The sequence below is a fragment of the Antarctobacter albus genome, from assembly GCF_900101505.1.
GTDB classification, from domain to species: Bacteria; Pseudomonadota; Alphaproteobacteria; order Rhodobacterales; family Rhodobacteraceae; genus Antarctobacter; species Antarctobacter albus.
Genome location: NZ_FMZI01000011.1, coordinates 1 through 25,647, shown reverse-complemented (window position 1 = coordinate 25,647; position 25,647 = coordinate 1). Strand labels below are relative to the sequence as shown.

The following is a 25,647-nucleotide window of genomic DNA, read 5'->3' as shown; positions in this document are numbered from 1 at the left end:
TCGTGGGAAAAGATATGCGTTCTGACCCTCATTCCACCGCCGGATCGGTGCGCGCTGGGACGTTCAGCGGATCGTTGCAGCCGCGCGTGGTGGGCCTGGCCGAGAGCCTGACAGGGCCGTCCTGGCTGGCCTTCCTGCTGGAGGCGGGCAGCGCGCGCCTGTCCGGCGAAGAGCCGGCCATCGCCGCCCCGGCGCTGGTCTGGCGGCCCTGGACGCGCGATGCGCGGGCGGTCTTTCAGGCGGGTGCGGCCGGCACCTACGTTCTGTTGGGGCCGACGGCGCTGGCCAACGCGGTCGGACACATGCCGGAAACCCGGGAGTTGCGCGAGATGGCGGATCGTCCGGTCACGGCCCCGCTGCCGCGCGAGGGCGCTTCGTTCGAGGCCATGCGCGCCGCCTTTCGCGGTCTCAGCCGGGATCTTGGGTCGGGGGCGGCGGCGGCCCATGCGGTCGTCGGCGCCTACCTTCGGGTGATCCTGATCGAGGTCTACCGGGCGGGCCGATCCCAGCAGCCGGGCCGGGGCGGTGGCTCGCCCGGGCACCGGGTCTTTGCCGATTACGGCGCCCTGGTCGAGGCGCATTTCCGCGACCGATGGACGGTCGAGGACTATGCCGCCGCCCTGGGCGTATCGCGGGACAGGCTGGGCGACATCTGCCGCCGGGTGCGGGGCATCGGCCCGAAGGCGCTGATCGACCGGCGCGTGGCGCTGGAGGCGCGGTTGCAGCTGGAAAACTCGTCGAATTCGATCCAGCAGGTTGCGGGCCTGTTGGGCTTTGCCTCGGCGGCGCAGTTCAACCGCTTTTTCTGCCGGATGGTGGGGCGCCCGCCGGGCGCCTACCGCGCGGCCTATCGGGCCGGGGCGCAGGCTGGCGTCTCGCAGGGCGGGCGGCCTTTCGAATGGCCATGACGGGCACCCATCAGGACGAAGGCAGGAGCCGGTCCGCCATCGCCTCTGTCAGGGCCGCAAGCCCGCGTTCCAGTGCGGCGCGGTCCTCTGTGGACATGGCGCGCAGGATCTCGTCCGAGCGTGCCTCGACCTGGGGCAGCACCTCGTCGAACAGGGCGCGGCCCTTGTCGGTGCAGGTATAAAGACGCAGCCGCCGGTCGTCCGGCGCGATGGCGCGGGTGATCAGCCCCTTTTCTTCCAGCCGTTGCGAGGCGCGGCTGACCTGGACCTTGTCCAGCGTCGACCGGCGGCCAAGCTCCAGCGATGTCACCTCGTCCTCGCCGGCGAGCAGGTACAAGAGCCGCCATTCCTCGCGGCTGAGACCGAACCGGCGCCCGTAGACCTCGACCAGGTTGCGAGAGAACCCTTCGGCGGCGACCGCGAGGCGGTAGGGGAAAAATCCCTCCAACTCGGTTCCCGGGACGGGCGCGGCGTTGGCCGCCGCGCTCTGCCGGTCTGCCGCCGCGCCTGTCACGCCGCGGCCCCCTCCGGGGCCTTTGCCGCGGCTTGCAGGGCAGCTGTCAGGGTCTCGGTGTTCCCGACCTGGTTGGCCAGGATCAGGATCAGGCGGGCGTTCAGCGCCGCACTTTCGTCATCCGACAACCCGTCATGCGCGGCGATCAGCGCGGCATAGAAATCGTCGGGACGGTCGAGGTTGGGGGTCAGGATCAGGTCGGCCATGTCTCACTCCAGTCCGATGGCGCGGCGCAGGGCGGCGCGGATGGCGGTTTCGTCAAAGCTGTCCCAGCGCGCGGCGACATGCTGGTCGGGGCGGATCAGGTAGACGCCGGACCCGGCCTCTCCCAGGTAACGCTCTGCCAGCGCGCCGCTGGTGTCGTCGCCAGCCGAAAGGGTGAGGCGCGTGATGGGCACGCCAGCCTCTTCCAGCATTTCGGGCGCTTCGGCGTCGATGGTCAACAAGGTGAACACCCCGCCGAGGCGGTCCAGCAGGAAGCCGTCCTTGAGCGGCGCATCGGGGCAGGGGCTGCCCACCCGCGTGCGGGCGGGGCCACCGGGCAGGGCATCGGGGCCGTTCAGCGGCCCACCATCGTAGACGCAGGGCACCGAGAGCCGGCCCGAGTTCACCAGCGGACGGGCGAATTCATATTGCTCGGCCAGGTCCAGAACAGCGTTGCGGAACATGTGGCTGACCCTGGACTTGGGCGTGATGAAATCGGTGGAGCGGGTGGAGTTCAGGATGTTCTCGTCCGCGCCGTGCACGCGTTCCACGTCGTAGCTGTCCAGCAGGCTTTCGGGCGCCTTGCCCCCGATGACCATCCCCAGTTTCCAGCCCAGGTTGTCGACGTCCTGCATGCCGCTGTTCGCCCCGCGCGCCCCGAAGGGCGAAACCTGGTGCGCCGCGTCACCCGCGAACAGCACCCGGCCGTGGCGGAATTTCTTCATCCGGCGGCACTGGAAGGTATAGATCGAGGTCCAGACGATCTCGTATTCGACATCGCCCAACATGGCGTCCAGCCGGGCGCGCACGTTTTCCTCTTGCAGCTCTTTCTTGCGATCCACGTCCCAGCCGATCTGGAAATCGACCCGCCAGACGCCATCGGGCTGCTTGTGCAAGAGGGTGGAGGCGCCGGACTTGAAGTAGGGTTCGAACCAGAACCAGCGCTCGGTCGGGAAATCGTCGTTCGCCATCTTGATGTCGGCGATCAGGAAACTGTCCTCGAAGACGCGGCCCTCGAAATCCAGACCCATCATGCCACGCAGTGGAGATGAGGCGCCGTCGCAGCCGATCAGCCAGTCGGCCTCGATGGTATAGGGGCCGTCGGGGGTCGTGATCTCCAGCGTGACGTGATCGTCATGCACGGTGACATTGTCGACCCGGTTCTTGCCGCGCAGCTCGATCGGGGCACCCGCCGCCTGCGCCTCGCGGACGCGTTCGACGATGAAGCGTTCGAAATAGGGTTGTTGCAGGTTGATGAAGGCCGGGAACTTGTGGCCTTCCTCGGGCAGGAGGTTGAACTCGAACACCTTGCGGTCGTCGTGGAACACCTTGCCGAGATTCCAGACCACGCCCTTGTCCAGCATCGGCTGGCCGCAGCCGTAGCGGTCGGCGATTTCCAGGCAGCGCTTGGCGAAACAGATCGCGCGGCTGCCCATGCCGATGCCTTCGTGATCGTCCAGCACGACGACCGGGATGCCCTGCAGGCCAAGGTCCAGCGCCGTGGCGACCCCGATGGGACCGCCGCCCATGACGACCACCGGGTGCCGGACAGGCGTTTCGGCATCCTGGTCGGTGGAGCGTTCGTAGGGGTAGAGCTTGAAGGCGAGTTGATAGCGGTCATGGATCATGTCGGTTCCTCCTTGTCCGACGGCGATGGGTCGACGACCCATCCTACGCAGTGTGGGCGAGAGGGCGCGCGAGGCGCGCCCGTTGCCGTTCAGCCTTGCAGGCTTGCCCACATCTCCTTGTCCCGCTGCGCCGTCCAGACGCGGGGCGTGTCGATGCCGCGGGCCTCGTCATAGGCGCGGGCGACGTTGAACGGCAGGCAGTGTTCGTAGATCGCGTAGTCCTTGAACTTGGGGTCGCATTCGGCGCGCACCGCGTCCCATGCCTCTTTCAAAGTGCCGCCACGGCCCACGACCTTTTCCACCGGCTTGTAGGTCGAACGGACGAAATCCTCGGTCGCGGCGATGGCCTTGGCGACCATTTCCGGTCCGACCAGCGCGTCGCCCCGGCCCGGGGCAATCGCCTGCGGTTCAAACGCGGCGATATTGGCCAGGGTCTCGCCCCAGTCGTTGAAATGGCCATCGCCGCAGTAGCAGGCCGAGTGGTATTCGACGATGTCGCCGGTGAACATGACCTCTTGATCCGGCACCCAGATCACCGCGTCACCGGCGGTATGGGCGCGGCCCAGGTGCATGATGTCGACGCGGCGGTTGCCCAGGTAGACGGTCATCGAGTCCGAGAAAGTGGTGGTGGGCCAGGTCAGGCCGGGGATTTCCTCGTGCCCCTGGAAAAGGCGGGGGAAGCGGTCGAACTCGCTGTCCCAGTCTTCCTGCCCGCGTTCGGCCACCATCGAGCGGGCCACGTCGGACATGATGATTTCCCGCGCGCCATAGGCCGAGGCGCCCAGCACGCGGACCGCGTGGTAATGGGTCAGCACGAGGTGGGAAATCGGTTTGTCGGTGACTTCGCGGACGTGGTCGATCACCTTGCGGGCCAGGCGCGGGGTGGCCTGCGCCTCGACGATCATCACGCTGTCGTCCCCGATGATGACGCCGGTGTTGGGATCGCCCTCGGCGGTGAAGGCATAAAGCCCGTCGCCGACCTGCGTGAACGAGGTCTTTTTCTCTTCCATGTCTCCGGCGGATGCAAAGGCCTTGGTCATTGGTTCCCTCTCATGTCTCTGGACGCCCTCGCGTCTTTGTGATTCCATCGCGGGTCATGAGCAACGCCCAGCGACCCGTCCTGATTTTCCTGATCGTGACCGCCCTTATGGCGGTCACGCTGTTCCTGATGGGGCGCGATCCGATCTGCCCCTGCGGCTACGTCTCTTTCTGGACCGGCCCGGGCGCCCCGCCGCGCGAGGGCAGCCAGCACCTCTTCGATCTCTATTCGCCCAGCCACCTGATCCACGGTCTGGTCTTCTACGGTGTCCTGGCGCTGGTCGCCCGGCGCCTCAGCGTGAACCTGCGGCTGGGGATCGCGCTGGTGGTCGAGGCCGGCTGGGAGATCCTCGAGAACACGCCGATGGTGATCGAACGTTACCGCGCGGTAACGGTGTCCTTCGACTACAACGGCGACAGCATCATCAACTCTGTCTTCGACGTGATCGCGATGGTCGTGGGGTTCTACCTTGCGCGCTGGATCCCGATCTGGGCCAGCGTCGCCGTGGCCCTGGGGTTCGAGGCGCTGACCATCGCGTTGATCCGCGATGGCCTGGCCCTGAACATCCTCATGCTGTTCTGGCCCACCGAGGCGGTGCTCCAGTGGCAGCAGGGCGGCTGACATCAGCCCCGGCCCCCGTAAGGATCGTCGAGCGCCGGCAGCACCTTGCCGGTGCACTCCCCGAACCCGATGCGATAACCGTCCCCTAGGGCCGCGCCGCGCAGGGTCAGCGTATCGCCATCTTCTAGGAAGCTGCGGGTTTCGCCGGTATCCAGTGTGACCGGCTCCTTGCCGCCCCAGGCCAGTTCCAGCAGTGCGCCGCGCGCGCCCTTGTCCGGGCCGGAAATCGTGCCGGAGCCCAGCAGGTCCCCCACGGACATGGGGCAGCCCGACGTCGTGTGATGGGCCAGTTGCTGCGCCGACGAATAGTACATCTCGCGATAGTTGGTCCGGGCGATGACCGTTTCGGGTTTGCCCTCGGGCGCGAGGCCCACCTCCAGCTGGATGTCATACAGCATCGGGCCGGGTTCGCGCAGGTAGGGCAGCAGCTCGCGTTCTCGCTCGGGCGTCGTGGTGCGGAAGGGTTCCAGCGCCGCCTTGGGCACGATCCAGGGGCTGATGGTGGTGGCCGTGGCCTTGGCCTGGAAGGGGCCAAGCGGTTGGTATTCCCAGGCCTGGATGTCGCGCGCCGACCAGTCGTTCAGCAGGACATAGCCAAAGATCATCTCGTCGGCTTCGCCCACCGTCACCGGTCCTTCGGAATCCTGGCCCACGATGGCGCCCATTTCCAGTTCCAGGTCGAACCGTTTGCAGGGGGCAAAGACCGGCAGCTCGGCGTCCGGCGCCTTGAGCTGGCCCCAGGGGCGACGCACGTCGGTGCCCGACACCACGACCGAAGAGGCGCGACCGTTGTAGCCGATGGGGATCGACAGCCAGTTCGGCGGCAGCGCGTTTTCCGCGCCCCGAAACATGGTGCCCACGTTGGTGGCATGGTACTTCGAGGCGTAGAAATCGGTATATTCGCTGACCGCGAAGGGCATCAGCATTTTCGCGTCCGCCTGTGGGACAAGGTAGGCGGCCAGCCCCTCGGCATCCGGGGCGCCTTCGGCCAGCATCTCGGTCACGGTTTCGCGGAACGCGGCCCAGGCGGCGGGGCCAAGGGCCATGAATTCCGTCCAGTCGCCGAAGAAAAAGACCTCCTCTTCGGCATCGAGCGAGAGCAGGCCCTCGGCCTCGAGCGCGGTGATGTCGAGGATCATCTCGCCGATGGCGATTCCGCAATGGGCCTCGCCGTCCGCGGCGCGGAAGCTGCCGCAGGGCAGGTTGTTGAGAGGGAAATCCGTGTCGGGGGAGTTGGCTGACTCCACCCAGGAGCGTTTCAGGGGCATGTGTCGTCCTGTCTTTCAGTGCGTCTTTCAGCGATGTTTCTTGTGTCCAGAAGAAGACGTGGGGCGCATCGTGTGGAATTGTCCGCCGGGACTATCCGCAGTCCACGCCACCACAGTCAGCCCCGGTGTCATGTCTTGTGGCGATGGCCGGGGCAGCGACGTTTGCACCGCTGATCGTGGTGTCCTTGCTCCGACCTCGGCGGCGGTCTTCTCGATGCCCGGCCCACCCGACCAGCAGCAGCAGGCAGAAAAAGGGACCGAAGACCAAAAAGAACACGATTTCGCCGGTCGTCATGGGGACTCCAGTTCGAGCTCGAAACGCAGGTGAGCGCGCGTAAAGCAAGCTTACTTCTTACCCGGCGTGCCGTCGAATTTCTTTTCCAGGCTGTCCCAGCAGTCGATGTAATCGTCCTGCAGCGGCGCCTCTTTCCCGGCGAACTGGGTGAGGTGCTGCGGGAAGCGGGTCTCGAACATGAAGGACATGGTGTTGTCCAGCTTCTCGGGTCCGAGGTTGGAATTCGACGCGCCCTCAAAGGCGTTCCGGTCCGGCCCGTGCGGCAGCATCATGTTGTGCAGGCTCATGCCGCCGGGGACAAAGCCCTGCGGCTTGGCGTCGTACTGGCCGTAGATGTTGCCCATCAGCTCGGACATGATGTTCTTGTGGTACCAGGGCGGGCGGAAGGTGTTTTCCGCCACCATCCAGCGTTCGCGGAACAGCACGAAGTCGATGTTGGCCGTCCCCGGCACGCCGCTCGGCGCGGTCAGCACGGTAAAGATCGACGGGTCCGGGTGGTCGAAGAGGATCGCGCCCACCGGGCAATAGGTCTGCAGGTCGTATTTGTAAGGGGCGTAGTTGCCGTGCCAGGCGACCACGTCCAGCGGGCTTTGCGGGATCTTGGTTTCGTGGAACTGGCCACACCATTTCACGGTCAGGGTCGAGGGCACCTCGCGGTCTTCAAAGGCGGCCACGGGCGCCTTGAAATCGCGCGGGTTGGCCATGCAGTTTGCGCCGATCGGTCCACGGCCGGGCAGCTCGAATTTCTGGCCGTAGTTCTCGCAGACGAAGCCGCGACAGGGGCCTTCGAGCACCTCGACGCGATAGACCAGCCCGCGCGGGATGATGGCGATTTCCTTGGGCTCGATGTCGATGATGCCCAGTTCGGTGGCAAAGCGCAGCTTGCCTTCTTGAGGGACCACCAGCAACTCGCTGTCGGCGGAGAAGAAGTAGGCGTCCTGCATCGACTCTGTGACCAGGTAGATGTGGCTGGCCATGCCCACCTGCGTGTTCACGTCGCCGGCGGTGGTCATGGTGCGCATCCCGGTCAGCCAGGTCAGGCCGTCCTGCGTCGGCACCGGGTCCCAACGGTACTGGCCCAGGCTGATGACGTCCGGATCGACGTTCGGCGCGCTCTTCCAGTAGGGCAGGTCGATCTTGGTGTAGCGGGCCGAATGCTTGACCGAGGGGCGGATACGGTAGGTCCACGTCCGCTCGGGCGGGTTGGCGGTAAAGGCGGTGCCGGACAGCTGTTCGCCATAAAGGCCGTAGTTGCATTTCTGCGGGCTGTTCATACCCTGGGGCAGCGCGTCGGGCAGCGCCTCTGTCTCGAAGTCGTTGGCCCAGCCGGGCATGTAGCCTTCGTGCGTGCCGGTCGTGCCGGTGGCGCGGATCATGCCTTGCGGCAGTTCGTGACGGGTCATGTCGTACCTCCCTGGTGCGGTGAGAGCCGGATTCGGTCTTGCCGCCAATATTTGTTGCAACTGCAATGATGTCAAGTTAATCGTTGCGAATGATACCAATCTGGCGGAGCCTTGTCGCGGTTCCTGATCCCTTGAGGGAGATTTTCCATGATCCGACTGTTCGATTACTGGCGTTCGACGGCCAGCTACCGGGTGCGCATCGCGCTGGGCCTTGCCGGGCTGGAGTGGGAGAGCGTTCCGGTCAACCTTGTCGACGGGGCGCAGCGCGGGGATGAGCACCTTGAGCGCAACCCGCAGGGCCTGGTGCCTGTGCTGGAAATCGACGGGCTTCGGTTGACGCAATCGCTTGCCATCGTGGAATACCTCGACGAGACGCGGGGATTGGGACTTTTGCCCGAAGACGCGGCAGAGCGTGCCCGTGTGCGGGGGCTGGCACAGGCGATCGCGATGGAGATCCATGCGGTCTGCAACTTGCGCGTTGCGAAACATGCGGTGGCCCATTCCGATGGCGGGATCACGATGGAAAGCTGGATGCAGGCTTTCATCGGGCCGGGTCTGGCAGCGGTGGAAGAGATGCTGGACGGGGGCGATACCTGTTTTGGCAAGGAAGTCACGCTGGCCGACGTCTGCCTGATCCCGCAACTGTACAATGCCCACCGCTGGGGCGTGGCCCTGGATGGCTTGTCAAAGATACGGCGGGTGGAGGCGGCGCTGGCTGACCACCCGGCTTTTGCCGCCGCCCATCCGGACCGCGTGGCGCAATAGGGGGCGCAGGGGCGCCCCCGTCGCAAGTCACCCCTGCGCTGACAGGCCCGCATCCAGGGCCGAGAGGATCGTGTTCACATGCGCCTCGGTCAGGACCAGCGGGGGCGACAGGATGATGTTCGGCCCCGAGACGCGCAGCATGGCGCCGTTTTCATAGGCGACGCGGTGCACTGCGCCGATGGTCTTCTTGTCGATGGGGGCCTTGGTGGCCCGGTCTGAGACCAGTTCCACCGCGCACATCAGCCCGTGTCCGCCGCGTACGTCACCCACCAGCGCGTGTTTCTCCTTCAGCGCCTTGAGGCCCTCCCAGAGCTGCGCACCGCGGGCGGCGGCGTTGTCCTTGACTTGCAGCCGCTCGGTTTCCTTCAGGCAGGCGATGGCCGCCGCCGCGCCGACCGGATGCCCGGAATAGGTGTAACCCGATCCGATGGCCGCCTTGCCGCTGGTGTCGTTTTCAAAGACCTCGGCCACGGCGCCGGAGATCATGACGGCGCCGAAGGGGAAATAGCCGTTGGTGATCGCCTTGGCGGTGCACATCATGTCCGGCTGCACGCCCCAATGGCGCGAGCCTGACCAGCTTCCGGTTCGGCCGAAGGCGGTGATGACCTCGTCCGCGATCAGCAGGATGCCGTGTTTCGAACAGATCTCGCGCAGGCCGGGCATGAAGCTTTCATGTGGCGGAATCACCCCGCCGGCGCCAAGGATCGGCTCCATGATCATGGCGGCGATGGTTTCGGCGCCCTGGAAGGCGATTTCGTCCTCCAGCGCCGACAGGCAGAGCTGCGCCAGCTTTTCCGGATCGGTCTCGCCGAACGGATTGCGATAGGGGTAGGGCGCCGTGATGTGATAACAGCCGGGCATCAGCGGTTCGTACTGGGTGCGGAAGTTGGCGTTGCCATTGACGCTGGCGCCCAGGGTATGCGTGCCGTGATAGCCCTTTTTCAACGAGAGGTATTTCACCCGCCCGCCCTCGCCGCGCACCTTGTGGTATTGCCGCGCCAGCCGCAGGGCGATTTCCACGCTGTCCGACCCGCCCGAGGTGAAAAAGGCGCGCGTCAGCCCGTCCGGGGCGAAGAAATCGCGCAACATCAGGCTCAGTTCGATCACCGCGTCGTTCGTGGTGCCACGGAAGATCGAGTAATAGGGCAGGCGCTCCAGCTGCTCGGCGATGGCCTTTTTGACGGGTTCGCAGGAATAGCCCAGGTTGACGTTCCAGAGGCCGCCGACGGCATCCACCATGCGGTGTCCGTCGACATCCGTGATCTCGACCCCGTCGCCGCCGGTGATGATGTCCGGCGGATTGGCCAGGCTGTCGGCAGGATGCGCCATCGGGTGCCAGAGGTGGCGGGCGTTGTTCTCGGTCAGGAAGTTCGAATCCTTCATGTCAGTCCTCGTTGGTCTGTGAGTGTCGGGGCGGGGGCATTGGCCCAGAGCGCCGCGGTCTCGCGCGGCAGGGTGCCCCCGGTGGAAACGGTTGCCTGTCGGATCGCGCCGCGCAGGGCGGTGCGGATCTCGTCGATCTTGGCCCGCTTGGCGCGGACGGCGGGCACCGCGACGGACATGGCGCCGATGGGGATGCCCTCGGGGCCGAACAGTGGCCCTCCGACCGAACAGACCTCGCTGTCGAAAGCCTGGTCGAGGTTGCACAGCCCGTCCTGCCGCACGTCCGCCAGGACAGAGCGCAGGAAGGACGGGTCCGTCAGGGTCAGATCGGTATAGGCCGGCAGCGGACGGCCCAGCACATGTTCTGCCAGTGCGGGCGGCGAGAAGGCCAGCAGGGCCAGCCCGGATGAGGTCGCGTGCAGCGGCAGCATCTCGGCCTCGTCAAAATGCACCTGCGTGCCGTGGATCATCGGGTCGGCGTGGTAGACCGGGGACAGCATCTCGCCCTGCAAGAGCGAACAATGGCAGAGCTCGCCGACCTGCTGCGCCAGCGTGTCGACAATGGGGCGCAGGATGCGGCGCACCGGGTGCGTCGCTTCGCGTACGGCGGTCAGGCGCAGGATCGCGGGGCCCAGCCGGTAGGCGCGAGACTGTGGATGCTGTTCGACGAATCCGTTTTCCTCCAGTTCGGTCAGGTGCCGATGCACTGTCGCCTTGTCGCGTCCCGACAGGCGCGCGAATTCCATCAGTCCGATCTCGGGCTTCGTGCGCGAGAAAAGGTTCAGAAGTTCAAGGGCTTTGGTGATCGTTCCCATCGCTTTCCGGCGGCCTTTCGAAACGGGGTCACGGTGTCGATGAAAGAAATGTTGACAGAGTTTCATTGCAATGGCAACAATAAATGCACCAGTGGTTCGAATAATGAACCAGCCCACAGGAGGATGGTATGAAAACGTTTCTCAAGGCAGGTGTCGCCGCGCTGGCACTGGCCCTCCCGCTGGCCGCGCAGGCCGAGTATCCCGAAAAGCCCGTTGAATTCGTTGTGCCCTGGCCGCCGGGCGATCTCGAGGATGTGCTGACCCGGATGATCGCTGAGCAGTTCCAGGAGACCTACGGCGTGCCCGCGGCGGTGGTGAACAAGCCCGGCGGCGGCGGCGGTCCCTTCCCCGGCGCGGCAGAGGTGGCCGGCGCCGATCCGGACGGCTACACCGTCGGCTCCTTCGTCATCGGCGTGCCGCTGGTGGGACCGGAAACCGGCATCCCGGCGCTGAACCCCAACCCTTTCGAGCCAGTGGGCATTTTCCTGACCTATCCCTTCGTCATCGCGGCCTCGGGCGACGCGCCTTATTCCACGATGGAGGAACTGGCCGACTACGCGCAGGACAATGACGTGGCGCTGGGCCACTTCGGGTCCTTCCTGATCCCGACGCAGGTGACTTTTGCCCTGTCGCAGGAAATGGGGTTCGACTACGCCGCCGAAGCTGCCTTTGACGCGCTGGACTGCAACACCCTGGCCTCGGGCGACGTGGACGTGATCAACACCACGCTGCAACTGATCAAGCCCTGCCTCGACGACCTGAACGTGCTGGCCTCGATCGGGGCCGAACGCACCGCGCTGACGCCGGACTCGCGTACGGTCGGAGAGATTGCGCCTTCGCTGGACATCTCTTTGTGGAACGGGCTTTTCGTCCACAAGGACACGCCCGCCGATGTGCGCGAGAAGATCGCAGCAGTCGCGGCAGAGGTCGTGATGTCCGACGCCGCGCAAAAGCTGGCCTCCGAGACCGGCGCGCTGATCTACTGGCAGGACGCCGAAGCGGCGACGGCGCAGATCGAAAAGGATGCCGTGACGCTGGGCACCGTGGCCGAGCTGATCGGCGACTGATCCTGACGGGCGTCCCCACGGTGGGGACGCCCTTTTCACATGGAGGGGCAGGATGCGCCGGTTCCAGACATTCCAGGACCTGTTCAAACGCTACCGGCGGCCCGGGGACCTGGTCTTTGCCAGCCTGTTCTGCCTGTTCGCGATCTTTCTGCTGGTGATGCTGCCCTACGAGACGCAGTGGGTGAAGCGGACCAAGCTGTTTGCCCAGCCTGCCTTCTGGCCGGCGGTGTCGGTGGGTGCAATGGCGCTGTTTGGCGTTCTGCACCTGCTGGGCGCCCTGGCGTCCGAGCGTATCCCGGGCCGCGGAGCCGAGGTTCTGGCCTGGATGAAATCGGTCGAATACGCGCTGTGGTTCATGGCCTATGTCGCCGTGGTGCCGATTGTCGGCTACCTCGCCGGCTCGATCCTCTTTGCCTGTGTGTTGGCCTGGCGGCTGGGCTATCGGTCGGCGCGTTGGCTGCTCACGGCCGCGGGATTTGCCGTTGTGGTCGTCGTGGTCTTCAAGGGCCTCCTGCAGGTCAAGATCCCGGCGGGACTGGTCTATGAACTGCTGCCTTCGGGTGCCCTGCGCACCTTCCTCATGACCTATCTCTGAAAGGGGCCAAGAATGGACGCTTTGCTGTCCGGACTCGACATGCTGGCGCGTTTCGACGTGGCGCTGGCGCTGCTCATCGGCTCTATCGGCGGGGTCATCATCGGGGCCATTCCCGGCGTTGGCCCGCCGGTGGCCATCGCAATCCTGCTGCCGGCCACCTTCTCGCTGGACCCGTTGGTTGGGCTGGTCATGCTGCTGGGTATCTACGGCTCGTCGATGTTCGGTGGTGCGCTGCCCGCGATCCTGATCAACACGCCCGGCACGGCGGTCAACGCGCTGACAACCTATGACGGACACCCGATGACCGAACGGGGCGAGGCGCTGCGGGCGCTTGGCCTCGCCTATGGTGCCTCTTTCGTCTCCGGCATTCTGTCGATCATCGCGCTGATCCTCTTTGCGCCTTTCCTGGCCAAGATCGCCCCGATGTTCGGATCGCGCGAGATCTTCCTTGCCGCGCTTCTGGGCATCGTTCTGGTGATCCTGGCCCACCGGGGCCAGACCTTTGCCGCCGGGATGCTGGCTGCCTTCGGGATCTTTCTCGGCACCGTGGGGTTGGAGCCGGTGAAATACACCCAGCGCTACACCTTCGGGCAGGACTGGCTGGTGGGCGGTTTCGACCTGATCGTGGTGGTGCTGGGACTGTTTGCCCTGTCACAGGCGTTTCAGCTGCTCAGCGGAGAGGACAGCGCGCCGGATGCGCAGCCCATCAAGGGCTCGATGCTCCGCGCCATTGGCGAGGTTTTCCGGTTCAAGCGGCTTGCGGCGGTCGGGTCGGGGTTCGGTGTGCTGATGGGCATGATCCCCGGCGTGGGCGAGTTCACGGCACAGTTCCTCAGCTATACCTACGCGCAGAAGACATCGAAGAAACCAGAGGATTTCGGCAAGGGCTCACCCGAGGGGCTGGTGGCCTCGGAGGCGGCGAACAACGCCGTCCCTGCTGCCGCGATGATCCCGCTCTTAGCGCTGGGCATCCCGGGCGAGGCGCTGACCGCGATGATGCTCTCGGTCTTTTACGTCCACAACGTGACACCGGGGCCGGGGCTGTTCCAGAACCAGCTGGATTTCGTCTACGCGCTGTATATCGCGATGATCCTGCTGAACGTGATCGTCGTTGTCTTCATGTGTTTCTCGTCCAACCTGCTGCTGCGGATCATCCGCATTCCGACACGGTTCCTGGGCCTGACGATCCTGATCCTCAGCTTTGTCGGGGTCTATTCCCTGCGCAACTCCATGACCGATTGCGCGATTGCTGCGGGCTTCGGCCTGTTCGGTCTGATCCTGAAGCGGCAGAACCTGCCCGTGGTGCCGATCATCCTCGGCATGGTTCTGGGCGGCATCATGGAGGTCAAGCTGCGCAGCGCGATGGCGCGGGTCAAGACGCCGCTGGATTTCGTCGACAGGCCCATCGCCGCCTTCATTGCCTGCGCCATCGTCGCGCTGATCGTCCTGCACATCTGGGGCGTGGTGCGCGAACGGCGAGCGGGACTGAAGGAATTCGAACACGATCACGACATGCACGACACGCAAGGAAACTGAGAATGCTGGATCTTTCGCGGATCGAAGAGCTGCGCCACGCCGATGTGCCGCCCGCCCGCCACCTGATCGACGGCAGCTTTGTGCCTGCTTCCGACGGGGGCGAGATGGAGGTGATCTCTCCGTTGGACGGCACACGGCTGACGCTCATGGCACGGGGTACGGTCGCGGACGCCGAGACCGCCGTGGCGGCGGCCCGGCGCGCCTTTGACGACGGGCGCTGGGCGGACATGGCGCCGGCGGCGCGCAAGGCGGTGTTGCTGAAGTGGGCCGCGTTGATCGAGGAACACGCGCTGGACCTGGCAGTGCTGGGCGTGCGCGACAACGGCACCGAGATCGGCATGGCTTTGAAGGCGGAACCGCTCTCGGCCGCCCAGACCATCCGCTATTACGCCGAGGCCATCGACAAGCTTTACGGAGAGATCGCGCCGACCGCGCCGGGCGCGCTTGGACTTGTCCACCGGGAACCGGCGGGTGTCGTGGGCGCGATTGTTCCCTGGAACTTTCCGCTGATGATCGGCGCGTGGAAGCTGGGCCCGGCCCTGGCGGCGGGCTGTTCGGTGGTGCTGAAACCGGCGGAAACCGCCTCGCTGACCCTTCTCCGGATTGCCGAATTGGCGATGGAGGCGGGTCTGCCCGCAGGTGTCCTGAACGTGGTGACGGGCGAAGGGGCCGTTGTCGGAGCGACCATCGCCGAGTCGATGGATGTGGACGTTCTGGTCTTTACCGGCTCGGGCGCGACCGGGCGCCGCCTGCTGGAGGCCGCGGCCCGGTCCAACCTGAAACGCGTCTACCTGGAGCTTGGCGGCAAGTCGCCCAACATCGTCTTTGCCGATGCGCCGGACATGGACGAGGCGGTCAAGGTTTCGGCAAACGGGATCTTCCGCAACGCGGGGCAGGTCTGTGTCGCGGGCTCGCGCCTGTTGGTCGAAAGGTCGATCCACGACGCGTTCGTGGCCCGCCTGACCGAGTTCGTCAAAGGCATGACGGTCGGTGATCCGCTGGACCCTTCGACCGCGGCGGGTGCGGTCAACAGCCTGCGGCAGCTGGAACAGAACCTCGGCTTTGTCGCCGAGGCCCGCGCGGCCGGGCGCGACATCCGCACCGGCGGGGCGCGCATCCTTGAGGAAACCGGCGGCTATTTCATGGAGCCGACCATCGTGACCGGCGTCGATCCCTCGGACCGGCTGGCGCGCGAAGAGGTCTTTGGCCCGGTGCTGGCAGTGATCCCCTTCGACACCGAGGATGAGGCGGTGGCGATCGCCAATGGCACCGATTTTGGACTGGCGGCGGCGGTCTGGACCGCGAACCTGAGCCGGGCGCACCGGATGATCCGGCGGGTCAAGGCCGGGGTGGTGCACGTCAACACCTACGGCGGATCCGACCTGACCGTGCCGCTGGGTGGCGTGAAGCAGTCCGGCAACGGGCACGACAAGTCCCTGCACGCCTTCGACAAGTACCTCGACCTCAAGACCGCGTGGATCAAGCTATGAGCGACCGGACCATCCTGATCGTCGGCACCTACGACACCAAGGACGACGAGCTGAATTACCTCGCCGAAGTGATCCGGGGGCAGGGCGGCGGCGTCATGACGATGGATGTCAGCGTGCTGGGCGATCCCTCGGCCCCTTGCGACATTTCCAAACATGCGGTCGCCGAGGCAGGCGGGCATTCCATCCAGGAAGCCATCGATGGCGGGGACGAGAACCTTGCCATGCAGATCATGGCCAAGGGATCGGCCCTGCTGGCGGCGCGCCTGCAGGCCGAGGGCCGCATCGACGGGGTGATCGTGCTGGGCGGGACGATGGGCACGGACCTGGCGCTGGATCTCTGTTCGGCGCTGCCGCTGGGGGTGCCGAAATACATCGTCTCGACGGTCTCCTTCTCGCCGCTGATCCCGCCCGAACGCTTGCCGGCGGACGTGCAGATGATCCTCTGGGCCGGTGGGCTCTACGGGTTGAACTCGGTCTGCAAGGCCTCGCTTAGCCAGGCGGCGGGCGCCGTGCTGGGCGCCGCGCGGGCGGTGGAGCGGCCCGACCGGACGCGCCCGCTGATCGGCATGACCAGTTTCGGTAAGACGGTGCTGCGCTACATGGTGGCGCTGAAACCGGCACTGGAGGAGCGCGGCTTCGAGGTGGCGGTGTTCCACGCGACCGGCATGGGCGGGCGCGCGTTCGAGAGCCTTGCCGCCGAGGGCGCCTTTGCCGCCGTGATGGATTTCGCACCGCAGGAGGTGGGCAATCACCTGATGGGCTCGACCATAAGCGCGGGCGCCGACCGGATGACCAACGCGGGCCGCAGTGGCACGCCTCAGATCGTGTCCATCGGCTGCTACGACCTCGTGGATTTCGTCGGTTGGCAGGACGCTCCGGTCAAGCTGGCGGGGCAGGAACAGCATGCCCACAACCGCCTGCTGTCATCGGTCATGATGACCGCTGACCAGCGGCGCGAGATGGCGCAAACGATCTGCGGTAAGCTGGCAGGGGCCGACGGCCCGGTGGTGCTGATCCTGCCGTTGCAGGGCGGAAACGAATGGGATCGTCCCGGCGGACCGTTGAGCGATCCCGAGGGGCTAGAGGCCTTTATCGCCGAAATCCGCGCGCAGTGTCCCGCCAATGTGCAGCTGGTCGAGCTGGACGCGCACATCAATGACCCCGCCTTTGCGGAAACGGCGCTGGAGGTGTTCGATGGCTGGCAGGCGGGGGGAGCCTTGCGCAGAGCCTGACGCGCTGGGTCGACCGGGGTCACGCTTTCCTCTACCGTCCTGTTCCAGAGGTTGGTTCAGGGCATTGAGAGGAGCAGGCGCATGTCGCAACTCCGGCGGCTTTGGGATGCGGGTCTGGTTTTTGCGGCGGCGGTTGCCCTTGGTGGCGCCGCAGTGGCGCAGGGGCTGCCGCTGTTCGACGGAGCGGATTTCGATCGCCTTGTGATGCAGGTGCCCGAGCGGGACCGCGACCGGATCGAGGCCACGGGCGCCAAGCCGATCATCCGCTACACCGCGCCCACCGCAATCCGACGCGCCGGGCAGGCCGTGGGTCAGCTCCGGGTCATGGTAGAGACCGAGGGCGGTCCGGCGGTCGTTGCCTGCACGGGTGTCCTGATTGCGGAAAACCTCGTGCTGACGGCCTTTCGCTGTGTGCCGGGCGTGCTGGCCGAGCCAGACCTGGCCGCGCGCGGGCCAAAGCGGATCACGCGCGTCGAATTCGTCGCAGGCTTTGACGCGCCACGGGTCGAGGAGCAGGGGCAGCGGGTCGCACTCGATCCCGAGCCCTTGGAGGCGCATGCGGACCTTGGGTTTGTCGTGCTGCGGGCGGATGGTCTCTTGGGGGCAGAGGACGCGGTTCTGACGCTCGATCCGCCGGTTCCGTCAGCGGGGATGCCGCTGGCGATTGTCGGTCACCCATTCGGAACGTCGAAACAGGTGGTTCGTGAGGGCTGTTCCCTGCGCGGGGCCGTCACCGATGGCGGTCGGCTGACCCACGGGTGCGCGGCCTTGCCCGGAAATGCCGGGGCACCGGTGCTGGACGGCGCAGGCCGGATGATCGGTCTGCACCTGCAGGAAGAGCCTCGGGCGACCGGTGGGCGTGGTGTCACGATTGCGGCCATGCTGGACGCCTCCGCTTTCCTGCGGGCGGTCGCTGCGGGCGAGGATTGTGCGGGAGAGGCGGCCCTGCGCTGCGGACGCAGCACCACTGCCGGCCCCAGGCCGGTTGCGCCCGAAGCCGCAAAGCCCGCATCGGTTGCCACGCCTGTTCCGGAACCTGCCGCACCGCCCGATGCCGAGATCGTGGAACCTGACGAAGAAGCCGAAGACCCGGTCGATGTCTTTCCGGTGGGCGTCGGCGCGGATGGTCCGGCAGTCTACGGTGTTGCGCTGCCTTACCTGCCGCCAGGCACGGGGGTCGAACTGTTGACCGGCCCGCTGGGCGATCTGGATGGCTCCGGTGGACTGTTGGCGGCCGGTCAGGGAATTGCAGCGACACTCACCGACATTGGCAGAGGGCAATCGGCGCTGTCGCTTTGGCGGCTGGACGACGGCGCCTTGCAAGCCCGGAGGTTCCTGCCGCAGGGCGTCCGCGCTCTCGCACTCAGCCGGGATGGCGGGAAGCTCGCTTTGGCGCGGGAGGGCGAGGTCGAGGTCATGGACCTGCCGCTGATGGAGGTCACGAGGCGCATCGCCACCGAGGGTGCCGATGGGGTTACACACATGGCGCTGTCCACGGATGGCTCACGGGTGGCAACGGTGCAGGGCGATGCGGTCTCGCTCTGGCAGGCGTCGGACGGGGCGCGCCTGTGGGCCACGACGGCAGAGGACGGACCTGTTGCGGCGGTGGCCTTCAACGCAGAGGGGGACATCCTGGCGCTGGCGGGCGCCAAGGGTGTCAGCCTGCACCGGGTGGCGGATGGATCGGTCTTGCAGCGTATGCCGACCGAGACACCTGTCGACGGGCTGGCTTTCCTTCCCGACGGTGATCTGGCGTCCGGTCACGCCGAAGGGCGCGGGTATCGCTGGAACGTCTCCACCGGGCAGGTGATGGGGCGGATCGGTGGCGAAGGAAGAGAGACCCTGTTGGGGCCGGTCGGGCCGGACAGGTTGGCCATGCAGGATCGCGAGAATGGCACGGTTCGGATCTACGGGCCGGACGGCTCTGTCCGGATGGTCCTTTCCGGTCGGCGGTTCAGCCGCGCGGTTCTGGAGCCGGGCGGTGCAAGGCTGTTTGGCCATGTGGCCGGACCGCAGGCCGCTGCCGTGTTGGCAGACCTGGCAACCGGGCAGGTCCTGCGCGAAGCGCCTCGGCAGGCCGACGCGATTACGACGCTGGTCTTCAGCCCCGACAGTACCCGCCTGGCACTGGGCGGATCGGCCGGCGTCCCCTTGCAGGTCTGGGCCTGGGAGGACGGGCAGGTGACCTATCGTGTGGACGAGGCGCAGGGGCCTGCCGCGCTGGCGTGGCAACCGCATGGCGCAGGACTGGCTGTGCAGGGCGCGGAAGACCAGCCCCTGCGGCTGCTGGATTTCGGGGAGGAGACCCGGTCTGCCCTCCTGCCCGGAGATGTGCGCGTTTTGAGGTTCGATCCGACGGGGGCCTACCTTGCACGGAGCGATTCCCGAGGCCAGGTGACACTGTTGGACGCGGCGACCGGCGAGGTGCTGCGCGATGTCGAAGGGGACGACGCCGCTTTTTCGCGCGATGGCCGGATCCTGGCCGTGGCCCGAAACAGGCCGAAACCGGAGATTGCCCTGATCGACCCGGAGACCGGTGAACACGGTCAGATCCTTCAGATGCCGTTTTCCCGGGTTGGTCCGCTGGGTTTTCGGGGCGCATCGCAAGAGGTGGTGGCGGTGGTACAGGGCCGGGGCGTTACGGCGCGCTGGATGCTTGCCTTGTGGAACGCCGAGGATGGCACCTTGATCCGCCGCTTTGGCCAGTTGGACAACCCGCCGCACGCGATGGCCGTCAGCCCTGACGGACGCTTTGTCGCCGTCGCAGAAGAAGGCAGCCCCGAGGTCCTGATTTGGGATATGTCGGTGGGGCGTTTCCTGTGGCGGCTGCAGACCGGCGGCGCCGAGGTTCGGGCGCTGGATTTCGCCCCGGACGGCCTGCGGATTGCGGCCGCGCTGGCGCCGGGGGGCGTGGTGCTGTGGGACATGATCAATGGCCAGGTCAAGGGGCGGTTGGCGGTTTACCCGGATGGGACGGCGGCGCAGGTGGGCGCGACACTGTTCCTGTCCAGCCCCGTCATGCTGGACCGCGTCGCGGTGCGACTGCCCGACGGAAACTTCTTGCCTGTGCGTCAGGTGCTGCTGGAGGGGTTGCCCGATTTCGTGCCTGCCGATCTGCCGCTGGCAGAACAGGTGCAGGTCTTGCTGGGGCGCCTGCGCGAAGGCGACGAGGATGCGCACCTATTGCTGGTCGACGGTCGAGCGCTGGCCTTTGATCTGGAATTCCGCAAGGAGATGCAGCGCCAGCTCAAGGCCGGAGAGTTCTACACCGGTCCCATCGATGGTGACATCGGCCGTGGCAGTCGCCGGGCGCTGCAACTGTTCGCGGCGGGGGCCGAGGACTAGGAAAGGGGTGAAACGTCTGCCCTTTGCGTCAGGCCCCCGCATCCGGTCCCTCTCGGGAAAGGTTTCGCCTGGCTGGAAAGAGAAGGCGCCCTGTCAGTTCCGACCGGGCCACCCGGCGCACCTGTTCGGCCCTGCGCAGGATCGCGGCATCCTGTTGCCAATCGGCAAAGGCACCGGTGTCATGCAGCAGGGCCATGACTTCATCATAGAGATCGTCCATCTGTGGCCCCCCGGGGTGATGCCCTTCAAGGCTGGCCGGTCCAGGTGAAGACCGGGTTAAAACGGACGGATGGGGGCGGGGGCCTGCGCCTCGGCAAAGCCGTGCGCCGCTGCCAGTGGCATGGCCGAGCCGCGCAGTTCCTGCGCCAGGGCGCGCAGGGATTTCGCTGTCTCGTAAAAGCCCTGCGCCTCACAATCGGTGGCCGACTGGATTGCGCGTTCGATGAGATCTTCGGGGTACATGTTTTTGCTTCCTTACCGCTCGATTTTTTTCATCAAAATGACATCTTCCTCTTAATGAGGCGTTAATCTGGATGACATTGCGGTTAAGCGGATGCGAAAAACCGCCGGTTTCCGGGGGCGCGGCGGGTCAGTCCCCCGGCGTCGCCTTGCGGGCCAGTTCCAGGAAGACACGGTGTTCCGCCTCGGTGAGGCCCGGCAGGATCTCGGCCTGCAAGGCGGTGATCACGGGCAGCGCGCGCCGGAACATCTCTGCCCCCTCCGGCGTCAATGTCACTTCCCGGGCGCGGCGGTCGCGCCGGGACACCTGCCGCCTGACCCAGCCTTTCTGTTCCAGCCGGTCGATGACGCCGCCGATGGTGGCGCGGTCATAGGCGATGCGCGCGCCGATGGTGGCCTGGTCGATGCCGGGTTCGTCATGCACCGCTTTCATTGCCGCGAACTGCACCGGCGTCAGCTCCAGCCCGGCGGCGCGGGTGCGGGTGTGAAAGACATTGGTCGAGGCCTGGTGCAAGCGGCGGATCAGGTGCCCGGCCAGGGACTCCAGCGGCATGTCTTCCGCTTCCTCTCGATCCGGTGTGCCTGCATCCATCATTCCGGTCCCCTTGGGTGCCTTTCGCTGATTTTGTAAGTGTACGGATCTTTTTCTTGACGCGCAATGCTCCGTATGCAAATCATATGTCTACATATCAGTTACCCGAGTCAGGGGAATGATAGGGGCAGGATCCGGCCTGGGGCCGACCTGCGGAGGAGAGAGGACCAGAGCCATGAGTGATCTTCCCATCATCATCGCCGGCGGCGGCATCGGCGGCCTGGCGGCTGCCTGTGGGCTGGCCCGCAAGGGACAGCGCAGCATCGTCGTCGAGCAGGCGCCGCAACTGGGCGAGATCGGCGCCGGCATCCAGATCGGCCCCAACGCCTTTCACTGTTTCGATTACCTCGGTGTCGGGGACGAGGCGCGCAGCAAGGCCGTCTACATCGACGCGCTGCGCCTGATGGACGCCCAGACCGCCGAGGACATCACCCGCATCCCGTTGGATGAGCCGTTCCGCAAGTTCTACGGCAACCCCTACGCCGTGGTGCACCGGGCCGACCTGCATGGCGTCCTGCTGAAATACTGCGAGGACAGCCCGCTGATCGACCTGCGCACGGATCACAAGGTGCTGGGCTATGAACAGGACGGCAGCAGCGTCACCCTGCTGCTGGACGGGCGCGACCCCATAAAGGGGCGTTTCCTGATCGGCGCCGAGGGGCTGCGCTCTCCGATCCGGTCGCAGATGATCGGCGATGGCGAACCGCGCATTTCCGGCCACACCACCTACCGCAGCGTCATCCCGACCGAGCAGATGCCCGAGGACCTGCGCTGGAACGCGGCGACGCTCTGGGCCGGGCCCAAGTGCCATATCGTGCACTACCCGCTGAAAGGCTGGAAGGTTTTCAACCTTGTCGTGACCTATCACCGCGATGTGCGGGAGGCGATCGCCGGCAAGCCCGTCAGCAAGGAAGAGGTCGCGCAGGGGTTCGAACACATTCACCCCAAGGCGCGGCAGGTGATCGAGCATGGCGACAACTGGAAACTCTGGGTCCTCTGCGATCGTGACCCGATTTCCAACTGGGTGGACGGACGCGTGGCGCTTCTGGGCGATGCGGCGCACCCGATGCTGCAATATTTCGCCCAGGGCGCCTGCATGGCGATGGAGGACGCGGTGGCGCTCTCCCATTGCATCGAGAATTTCGGTGAGGACACCGAGGACGCGCTGCAGCGCTACCAGGAGATGCGCAAGGTCCGCACCGCGCGCGTCCAGATGAACTCGCGCCTGATCGGCGAATACATCTACCACCCCGGCGACGCACAGGCCGCGGTCCGCAATTCCGTCATGCGCTCGATGAGCGCGGACGACTGGTACAACCAGCTGAACTGGCTTTACGGCTCGAACGGGCTGGACACGGGCGCGGCGACATCCGCAGCCGCCGAATGACTTGAGGAAGGATCACTTCATGGGCTTTGTCTTTGAACCCGCCGTCACCCCCAGCGTCGCCGTTGCAGGCAGCGGGGACCGCATTCCGGTGCGGCGCATCTTCTGCATCGGGCGCAACTATGCCGCCCACGCGCGCGAGATGGGCAAGGACCCGGACCGCGATCCGCCGTTCTTCTTTCTCAAACCCGCCGATGCGGTGGTCGAGGACGGCGCGACGATCCCCTATCCGCCGCAGACCGAGAACTTTCACTATGAGGCCGAACTCGTCGCCGTGATCGGCACCGGCGGTGTGAACATTCCCGAGGACAAGGCTCTGGATCACGTCTGGGGCTATGGCGTCGGCAATGACCTGACCCGCCGTGACCTGCAGCTGAAGGCGCGCGAGCAGGGCCGCCCCTGGGATCTTGGCAAGGGGTTCGACAACTCGGCCCCCATCGCGCCGATCCACCCGGTCTCTGCCGTGGGTCATCCCTCCAAGGGGGCGATCAAGCTGACCGTCAACGGCGAGGTCAAGCAGGAGGCCGACCTCAGCGAACTGATCTGGTCCATCCCCGAGATGATCTCGATCCTGTCGCAGTCCTTCGCGCTGAAGCCGGGCGACCTGATCATGACCGGCACGCCTGCCGGCGTCGGCCCCTTGCAGCCCGGCGATACCTGCGTCGTCGAGGTCGAGGGCCTGGGCACCTGCACCACCCATATCGGCCCCCGCGCATGAGCCTGACGCTGCACAACTTCTTTCGTTCGTCGACCTCGACGCGGCTGCGCGCCGCGTTGAACCTCAAGGGGCTGGAATACGACTACCTGGCCTACGCCCTGCGCAAGGGAGAGACGCGGACGCCGGAGTACCTGGCCAAGAACCCGCAAGGCCTGGTGCCGTCGCTGGAGCTGGAGGACGGAACGACCCTGATCCAGTCGCTGGCCATCATCGAATGGCTGGAAGAGACCCACCCGGAGCCCGCGCTTTTGCCCGCCGATCCGCTGGGCCGGGCCCGGGTGCGCGGCCTGGCCTGCATGATCGCCTGCGAGATCCATCCGCTGAACAACCTGCGGGTCCTGTTCCGCCTGCGCGACCAGTTCGGCGCCGATGAAGCGGCGCAGAAGGCCTGGTTCACGCATTGGGTTGCCACCACTTTCGACGCTCTAGAAGAGGCGTTGCAGGACGCGCGGACCGGTCGCTACTGTCACGGAGATACGCCGGGGCTGGCCGATCTGTGCCTTTACGCGCAGGTCTGGAACAACCGGCGCTTTGACATCCCGGTCGCGGACTGGCCGACCATCGCGCGGATCTTCGCGGAGCTCGACGCGCTGCCCGCCTTCCGCGACGCGTCCCCGCCCAACCAGCCCGACGCGGCCTGACAACGCGTTTCCAAGGAGGAGAGTTATGGACAACGCCATGCAACCCGAGGACACGCCGGAGCTGCGCGCGCTATACCAGGGGTTCAAGGACAATCACCTGAACCCGCTGTGGACGCAGACCGGCGACCTGATGCCGCTGCACCCCAGGCCCAAGGCCGTGCCCCATGTCTGGCGCTGGGCCGATCTTTTGCCACTGGCCGAGCGGTCTGGCGAACTGGTGCCGGTGGGCCGGGGCGGCGAACGTCGCGCCATCGGCCTCGCCAACCCCGGGCTTGGCGGGCGGGCCTATGTCTCGCCCACGCTCTGGGCCGCGATCCAGTACCTCTGCCCCGGCGAAAACGCACCCGAGCATCGCCACGCCCAGAACGCCTTTCGCTTCGTCGTCGAGGGCGAGGGGGTCTGGACGGTGGTCGACGGCGACCCGGTGCGGATGTCGCGCGGCGATCTGCTGTTGACGCCGGGCTGGCGGTTCCACGGGCACCACAATGTCGCGACCGAGCCGATGGCCTGGATCGACGGGCTGGACATTCCCTTCAGCCAGCAGATGGACGTTGGCTTCTTCGAGTTCGGCGCGGAACGGGTCACCGACAATGCCACGCCGAACTATTCCCAGGGCGAACGCCTGTGGTGCCACCCGGGCCTGCGGCCCCTGTCGCACCTGCAGGACACCGTCGCCTCGCCCATCGGCGCCTATCGCTGGGAGTTCACCGACCAGGCGCTGACCCAGCAATTGCTGCTGGAGGATGAGGGCATGCCGGCCACCGTCGAACAGGGCCACGCGGCGATCCGCTACGTCAACCCGACCACCGGCGGCGACGTGATGCCGACGATCCGCTGCGAGTTCCACCGCCTGCGCGCCGGGGCCGAGACGCCCGAGCGGCGCGAAGTCGGGTCGACCGTGTTCCAGGTCTTCGAGGGGCAAGGGGCGGTTGTCATGGGGGGCGAGACGCACAGGCTGGAAAAGGGCGACATGTTCGTGATCCCGTCCTGGGTGCCGTGGTCCTTGCAGGCGGAAACCCAGTTCGACCTGTTCCGCTTTTCCGATGCGCCGATCATGGAGCGTCTGAATTTCATGCGGACGGCGGTCGAAGGGCAATGAGCCTGACGGCCGAGGAACAGGCCGCGCGCGAGGCCTTGCGCGCGCGTCAGGGGGCAGGGGCGCGCTATGATGCGGCCTCGGCCCCGGCAGGGGATCTGCTGCTGGCCCGGCGCGGCGCGGCCTATTTCGCCCGCAAGCTGGCCGAGCTGTCGGATGCCGACCTGGACGCGCCGTCCCTGCGCGAGGGCGTCCGGCGTCGGGCGCTGATTGCCGAGGTCGGCTATCACGCGCGGGCTCTCGCGCAGCAGGTGGGCGCCGTGCGGGCCGGGGACAGCGTTCAGCCGATAGCGCCAGAGGCCCATCGCGCGGAGATCGCCCAGGGGGCCACGCTGCCGCCGCGCGCGTTGCGCAGCCTGGTGCACCATGCGGCGATCCACCTGGACGTCGAATGGCGCGACCTGACCGACGAGGGATGGACCCTGTCGGCGCCTCTGGAGGGCCAGGCCGTCACCCCGCTGCGCCAGACGCCCCGCCTGCGTGCGCGGGTGGTGTGGCAAGGCGCTCTGGACCTGGGCAATGGCGGTCGGCTCGCCGATGTGCCCGCCGACCTGCGTAAGAACATCACGTTCGGGCAAGTCTGATCCGGGGCTGCACAAGTCAATACGGCCGGCGAAGGCAGACAGGCCGTCCGGGTCTCTCTGCCTTC

General features: G+C 66.3%; 25 protein-coding genes. 14 read left to right on the top strand and 11 right to left on the bottom strand.

Translation table 11 applies throughout. The features are described 5' to 3' along the window. The first annotated feature begins 14 nt into the window (after positions 1 to 14). Entirely contained in the window at positions 15 to 908 is an 894-nt protein-coding gene (locus BLQ71_RS18315; protein WP_074622750.1) for a helix-turn-helix transcriptional regulator, read from the top strand. Between the two features lie 10 nt (positions 909 to 918). On the opposite strand, the gene BLQ71_RS18310 is transcribed toward BLQ71_RS18315, so the two are convergent. The 4 genes from BLQ71_RS18310 to BLQ71_RS18295 all read right to left on the bottom strand — a co-directional run bounded on the left by BLQ71_RS18310 (position 919) and on the right by BLQ71_RS18295 (position 4,294). Continuing rightward, positions 919 to 1,422 (bottom strand): MarR family winged helix-turn-helix transcriptional regulator, encoded by a 504-nt coding sequence (locus tag BLQ71_RS18310; RefSeq protein ID WP_229754907.1) that lies wholly within the window; start codon positions 1,420 to 1,422, stop codon positions 919 to 921. Beyond that, positions 1,419 to 1,628 (bottom strand): DUF2783 domain-containing protein, encoded by a 210-nt coding sequence (locus BLQ71_RS18305; RefSeq protein WP_069210759.1) that lies wholly within the window; start codon positions 1,626 to 1,628, stop codon positions 1,419 to 1,421. Before BLQ71_RS18305 ends, BLQ71_RS18310 begins: the two co-directional genes overlap by 4 nt. 3 nt (positions 1,629 to 1,631) lie before the next feature. Beyond that, complete coding sequence (locus BLQ71_RS18300) at positions 1,632 to 3,254, bottom strand: FAD-dependent oxidoreductase (protein ID WP_074622749.1); 1,623 nt, start codon at positions 3,252 to 3,254, stop codon at positions 1,632 to 1,634. Between the two features lie 89 nt (positions 3,255 to 3,343). Beyond that, the gene (locus BLQ71_RS18295) at positions 3,344 to 4,294 is read right to left on the bottom strand and encodes an MBL fold metallo-hydrolase (RefSeq protein ID WP_043146914.1); all 951 of its coding nucleotides are present in this window, start codon (positions 4,292 to 4,294) and stop codon (positions 3,344 to 3,346) included. Between the two features lie 56 nt (positions 4,295 to 4,350). On the opposite strand from BLQ71_RS18295, the gene BLQ71_RS18290 reads away from it, so the two are divergent. Beyond that, positions 4,351 to 4,914: a DUF2585 family protein gene (locus BLQ71_RS18290; RefSeq protein ID WP_074622748.1), complete on the top strand. Its 564-nt coding sequence runs from the start codon at positions 4,351 to 4,353 to the stop codon at positions 4,912 to 4,914. Between the two features lie 2 nt (positions 4,915 to 4,916). Here the strand turns inward: BLQ71_RS18290 and fahA are convergent, their stop codons facing one another. Both fahA and hmgA read right to left on the bottom strand, forming a co-directional pair. Then, positions 4,917 to 6,182, bottom strand: coding sequence for a fumarylacetoacetase (gene fahA, locus BLQ71_RS18285; protein ID WP_074622747.1), 1,266 nt, complete (start codon positions 6,180 to 6,182; stop codon positions 4,917 to 4,919). 345 nt (positions 6,183 to 6,527) lie between these two features. Continuing rightward, on the bottom strand, positions 6,528 to 7,880 hold the full coding sequence (gene hmgA, locus BLQ71_RS18275) for a homogentisate 1,2-dioxygenase (protein ID WP_074622746.1): 1,353 nt from the start codon (positions 7,878 to 7,880) through the stop codon (positions 6,528 to 6,530). 147 nt (positions 7,881 to 8,027) lie between these two features. Between hmgA and maiA (BLQ71_RS18270) the strand changes: the two genes are divergently transcribed. Beyond that, a complete protein-coding gene (maiA, locus tag BLQ71_RS18270; protein ID WP_074622745.1) occupies positions 8,028 to 8,645 on the top strand; it encodes a maleylacetoacetate isomerase in 618 nt (205 codons plus the stop codon). 27 nt (positions 8,646 to 8,672) lie between these two features. Here maiA (BLQ71_RS18270) and BLQ71_RS18265 read toward each other — a convergent pair whose 3' ends face one another. Together BLQ71_RS18265 and BLQ71_RS18260 are read right to left on the bottom strand one after the other, a co-directional pair. Continuing rightward, complete coding sequence (locus BLQ71_RS18265; RefSeq protein ID WP_074622744.1) at positions 8,673 to 10,028, bottom strand: aspartate aminotransferase family protein; 1,356 nt, start codon at positions 10,026 to 10,028, stop codon at positions 8,673 to 8,675. Continuing rightward, a complete protein-coding gene (locus tag BLQ71_RS18260; protein WP_074622743.1) occupies positions 10,025 to 10,843 on the bottom strand; it encodes an IclR family transcriptional regulator in 819 nt (272 codons plus the stop codon). Before BLQ71_RS18260 ends, BLQ71_RS18265 begins: the two co-directional genes overlap by 4 nt. A gap of 128 nt (positions 10,844 to 10,971) precedes the next feature. On the opposite strand from BLQ71_RS18260, the gene BLQ71_RS18255 reads away from it, so the two are divergent. The 6 genes from BLQ71_RS18255 to BLQ71_RS18230 all read left to right on the top strand — a co-directional run bounded on the left by BLQ71_RS18255 (position 10,972) and on the right by BLQ71_RS18230 (position 20,108). Next, positions 10,972 to 11,910 (top strand): tripartite tricarboxylate transporter substrate-binding protein, encoded by a 939-nt coding sequence (locus BLQ71_RS18255; protein ID WP_043146896.1) that lies wholly within the window; start codon positions 10,972 to 10,974, stop codon positions 11,908 to 11,910. A 52-nt stretch (positions 11,911 to 11,962) separates the two neighbouring features. Then, on the top strand, positions 11,963 to 12,505 hold the full coding sequence (locus BLQ71_RS18250; protein WP_074622742.1) for a tripartite tricarboxylate transporter TctB family protein: 543 nt from the start codon (positions 11,963 to 11,965) through the stop codon (positions 12,503 to 12,505). A gap of 12 nt (positions 12,506 to 12,517) precedes the next feature. Beyond that, the gene (locus tag BLQ71_RS18245) at positions 12,518 to 14,041 is read left to right on the top strand and encodes a tripartite tricarboxylate transporter permease (RefSeq protein WP_074622741.1); all 1,524 of its coding nucleotides are present in this window, start codon (positions 12,518 to 12,520) and stop codon (positions 14,039 to 14,041) included. Between the two features lie 2 nt (positions 14,042 to 14,043). After that, on the top strand, positions 14,044 to 15,531 hold the full coding sequence (locus tag BLQ71_RS18240) for an aldehyde dehydrogenase (RefSeq protein ID WP_074622740.1): 1,488 nt from the start codon (positions 14,044 to 14,046) through the stop codon (positions 15,529 to 15,531). After that, positions 15,528 to 16,763 carry a Tm-1-like ATP-binding domain-containing protein gene (locus tag BLQ71_RS18235; RefSeq protein WP_074622739.1) on the top strand — a complete coding sequence of 412 codons (1,236 nt, stop codon included), beginning with the start codon at positions 15,528 to 15,530 and terminating at the stop codon, positions 16,761 to 16,763. The genes BLQ71_RS18240 and BLQ71_RS18235 overlap by 4 nt, the downstream gene beginning before the upstream one ends. An 81-nt stretch (positions 16,764 to 16,844) precedes the next feature. After that, on the top strand, positions 16,845 to 20,108 hold the full coding sequence (locus tag BLQ71_RS18230; RefSeq protein ID WP_074622738.1) for a trypsin-like peptidase domain-containing protein: 3,264 nt from the start codon (positions 16,845 to 16,847) through the stop codon (positions 20,106 to 20,108). Positions 20,109 to 20,136: 28 nt separating this feature from the next. Here BLQ71_RS18230 and BLQ71_RS18225 read toward each other — a convergent pair whose 3' ends face one another. From BLQ71_RS18225 to BLQ71_RS18215, 3 genes are all read right to left on the bottom strand, one after another. Next, the gene (locus BLQ71_RS18225) at positions 20,137 to 20,328 is read right to left on the bottom strand and encodes a hypothetical protein (RefSeq protein WP_043146888.1); all 192 of its coding nucleotides are present in this window, start codon (positions 20,326 to 20,328) and stop codon (positions 20,137 to 20,139) included. A gap of 56 nt (positions 20,329 to 20,384) precedes the next feature. Beyond that, complete coding sequence (locus BLQ71_RS18220; protein ID WP_043146887.1) at positions 20,385 to 20,570, bottom strand: hypothetical protein; 186 nt, start codon at positions 20,568 to 20,570, stop codon at positions 20,385 to 20,387. A 127-nt stretch (positions 20,571 to 20,697) separates the two neighbouring features. Further along, positions 20,698 to 21,162, bottom strand: coding sequence for a MarR family winged helix-turn-helix transcriptional regulator (locus tag BLQ71_RS18215; protein WP_308421255.1), 465 nt, complete (start codon positions 21,160 to 21,162; stop codon positions 20,698 to 20,700). Positions 21,163 to 21,334: 172 nt separating this feature from the next. Here BLQ71_RS18215 and BLQ71_RS18210 point away from each other — a divergent pair, with 172 nt between their 5' ends. From BLQ71_RS18210 to BLQ71_RS18190, 5 genes are read left to right on the top strand one after another with little or no spacing between them, the layout of a single operon-like run. After that, positions 21,335 to 22,546: a 3-hydroxybenzoate 6-monooxygenase gene (locus BLQ71_RS18210; RefSeq protein WP_074622737.1), complete on the top strand. Its 1,212-nt coding sequence runs from the start codon at positions 21,335 to 21,337 to the stop codon at positions 22,544 to 22,546. Positions 22,547 to 22,565: 19 nt separating this feature from the next. Further along, entirely contained in the window at positions 22,566 to 23,261 is a 696-nt protein-coding gene (locus BLQ71_RS18205) for a fumarylacetoacetate hydrolase family protein (protein WP_074622736.1), read from the top strand. Further along, on the top strand, positions 23,258 to 23,902 hold the full coding sequence (gene maiA / locus BLQ71_RS18200) for a maleylacetoacetate isomerase (RefSeq protein WP_074622735.1): 645 nt from the start codon (positions 23,258 to 23,260) through the stop codon (positions 23,900 to 23,902). The genes BLQ71_RS18205 and maiA (BLQ71_RS18200) overlap by 4 nt, the downstream gene beginning before the upstream one ends. A gap of 25 nt (positions 23,903 to 23,927) precedes the next feature. Next, positions 23,928 to 25,001: a cupin domain-containing protein gene (locus tag BLQ71_RS18195; protein ID WP_074622734.1), complete on the top strand. Its 1,074-nt coding sequence runs from the start codon at positions 23,928 to 23,930 to the stop codon at positions 24,999 to 25,001. Continuing rightward, entirely contained in the window at positions 24,998 to 25,582 is a 585-nt protein-coding gene (locus BLQ71_RS18190) for a maleylpyruvate isomerase N-terminal domain-containing protein (RefSeq protein ID WP_074622733.1), read from the top strand. Before BLQ71_RS18195 ends, BLQ71_RS18190 begins: the two co-directional genes overlap by 4 nt. Positions 25,583 to 25,647 lie beyond the last annotated feature (65 nt).

Coding starts and splice junctions, on each gene's coding strand:
- BLQ71_RS18315 (WP_074622750.1), top strand. CDS start 15: ATGCGTTCTGACCCTCATTCCACCGCCGGATCGGTGCGCGCTGGGACG.
- BLQ71_RS18305 (WP_069210759.1), bottom strand. CDS start 1,628: ATGGCCGACCTGATCCTGACCCCCAACCTCGACCGTCCCGACGATTTC.
- BLQ71_RS18300 (WP_074622749.1), bottom strand. CDS start 3,254: ATGATCCATGACCGCTATCAACTCGCCTTCAAGCTCTACCCCTACGAA.
- BLQ71_RS18295 (WP_043146914.1), bottom strand. CDS start 4,294: ATGACCAAGGCCTTTGCATCCGCCGGAGACATGGAAGAGAAAAAGACC.
- BLQ71_RS18290 (WP_074622748.1), top strand. CDS start 4,351: ATGAGCAACGCCCAGCGACCCGTCCTGATTTTCCTGATCGTGACCGCC.
- fahA (WP_074622747.1), bottom strand. CDS start 6,182: ATGCCCCTGAAACGCTCCTGGGTGGAGTCAGCCAACTCCCCCGACACG.
- hmgA (WP_074622746.1), bottom strand. CDS start 7,880: ATGACCCGTCACGAACTGCCGCAAGGCATGATCCGCGCCACCGGCACG.
- maiA (WP_074622745.1), top strand. CDS start 8,028: ATGATCCGACTGTTCGATTACTGGCGTTCGACGGCCAGCTACCGGGTG.
- BLQ71_RS18265 (WP_074622744.1), bottom strand. CDS start 10,028: ATGAAGGATTCGAACTTCCTGACCGAGAACAACGCCCGCCACCTCTGG.
- BLQ71_RS18260 (WP_074622743.1), bottom strand. CDS start 10,843: ATGGGAACGATCACCAAAGCCCTTGAACTTCTGAACCTTTTCTCGCGC.
- BLQ71_RS18255 (WP_043146896.1), top strand. CDS start 10,972: ATGAAAACGTTTCTCAAGGCAGGTGTCGCCGCGCTGGCACTGGCCCTC.
- BLQ71_RS18250 (WP_074622742.1), top strand. CDS start 11,963: ATGCGCCGGTTCCAGACATTCCAGGACCTGTTCAAACGCTACCGGCGG.
- BLQ71_RS18245 (WP_074622741.1), top strand. CDS start 12,518: ATGGACGCTTTGCTGTCCGGACTCGACATGCTGGCGCGTTTCGACGTG.
- BLQ71_RS18240 (WP_074622740.1), top strand. CDS start 14,044: ATGCTGGATCTTTCGCGGATCGAAGAGCTGCGCCACGCCGATGTGCCG.
- BLQ71_RS18235 (WP_074622739.1), top strand. CDS start 15,528: ATGAGCGACCGGACCATCCTGATCGTCGGCACCTACGACACCAAGGAC.
- BLQ71_RS18230 (WP_074622738.1), top strand. CDS start 16,845: ATGTCGCAACTCCGGCGGCTTTGGGATGCGGGTCTGGTTTTTGCGGCG.
- BLQ71_RS18225 (WP_043146888.1), bottom strand. CDS start 20,328: ATGGACGATCTCTATGATGAAGTCATGGCCCTGCTGCATGACACCGGT.
- BLQ71_RS18220 (WP_043146887.1), bottom strand. CDS start 20,570: ATGTACCCCGAAGATCTCATCGAACGCGCAATCCAGTCGGCCACCGAT.
- BLQ71_RS18215 (WP_308421255.1), bottom strand. CDS start 21,162: ATGATGGATGCAGGCACACCGGATCGAGAGGAAGCGGAAGACATGCCG.
- BLQ71_RS18210 (WP_074622737.1), top strand. CDS start 21,335: ATGAGTGATCTTCCCATCATCATCGCCGGCGGCGGCATCGGCGGCCTG.
- BLQ71_RS18205 (WP_074622736.1), top strand. CDS start 22,566: ATGGGCTTTGTCTTTGAACCCGCCGTCACCCCCAGCGTCGCCGTTGCA.
- maiA (WP_074622735.1), top strand. CDS start 23,258: ATGAGCCTGACGCTGCACAACTTCTTTCGTTCGTCGACCTCGACGCGG.
- BLQ71_RS18195 (WP_074622734.1), top strand. CDS start 23,928: ATGGACAACGCCATGCAACCCGAGGACACGCCGGAGCTGCGCGCGCTA.
- BLQ71_RS18190 (WP_074622733.1), top strand. CDS start 24,998: ATGAGCCTGACGGCCGAGGAACAGGCCGCGCGCGAGGCCTTGCGCGCG.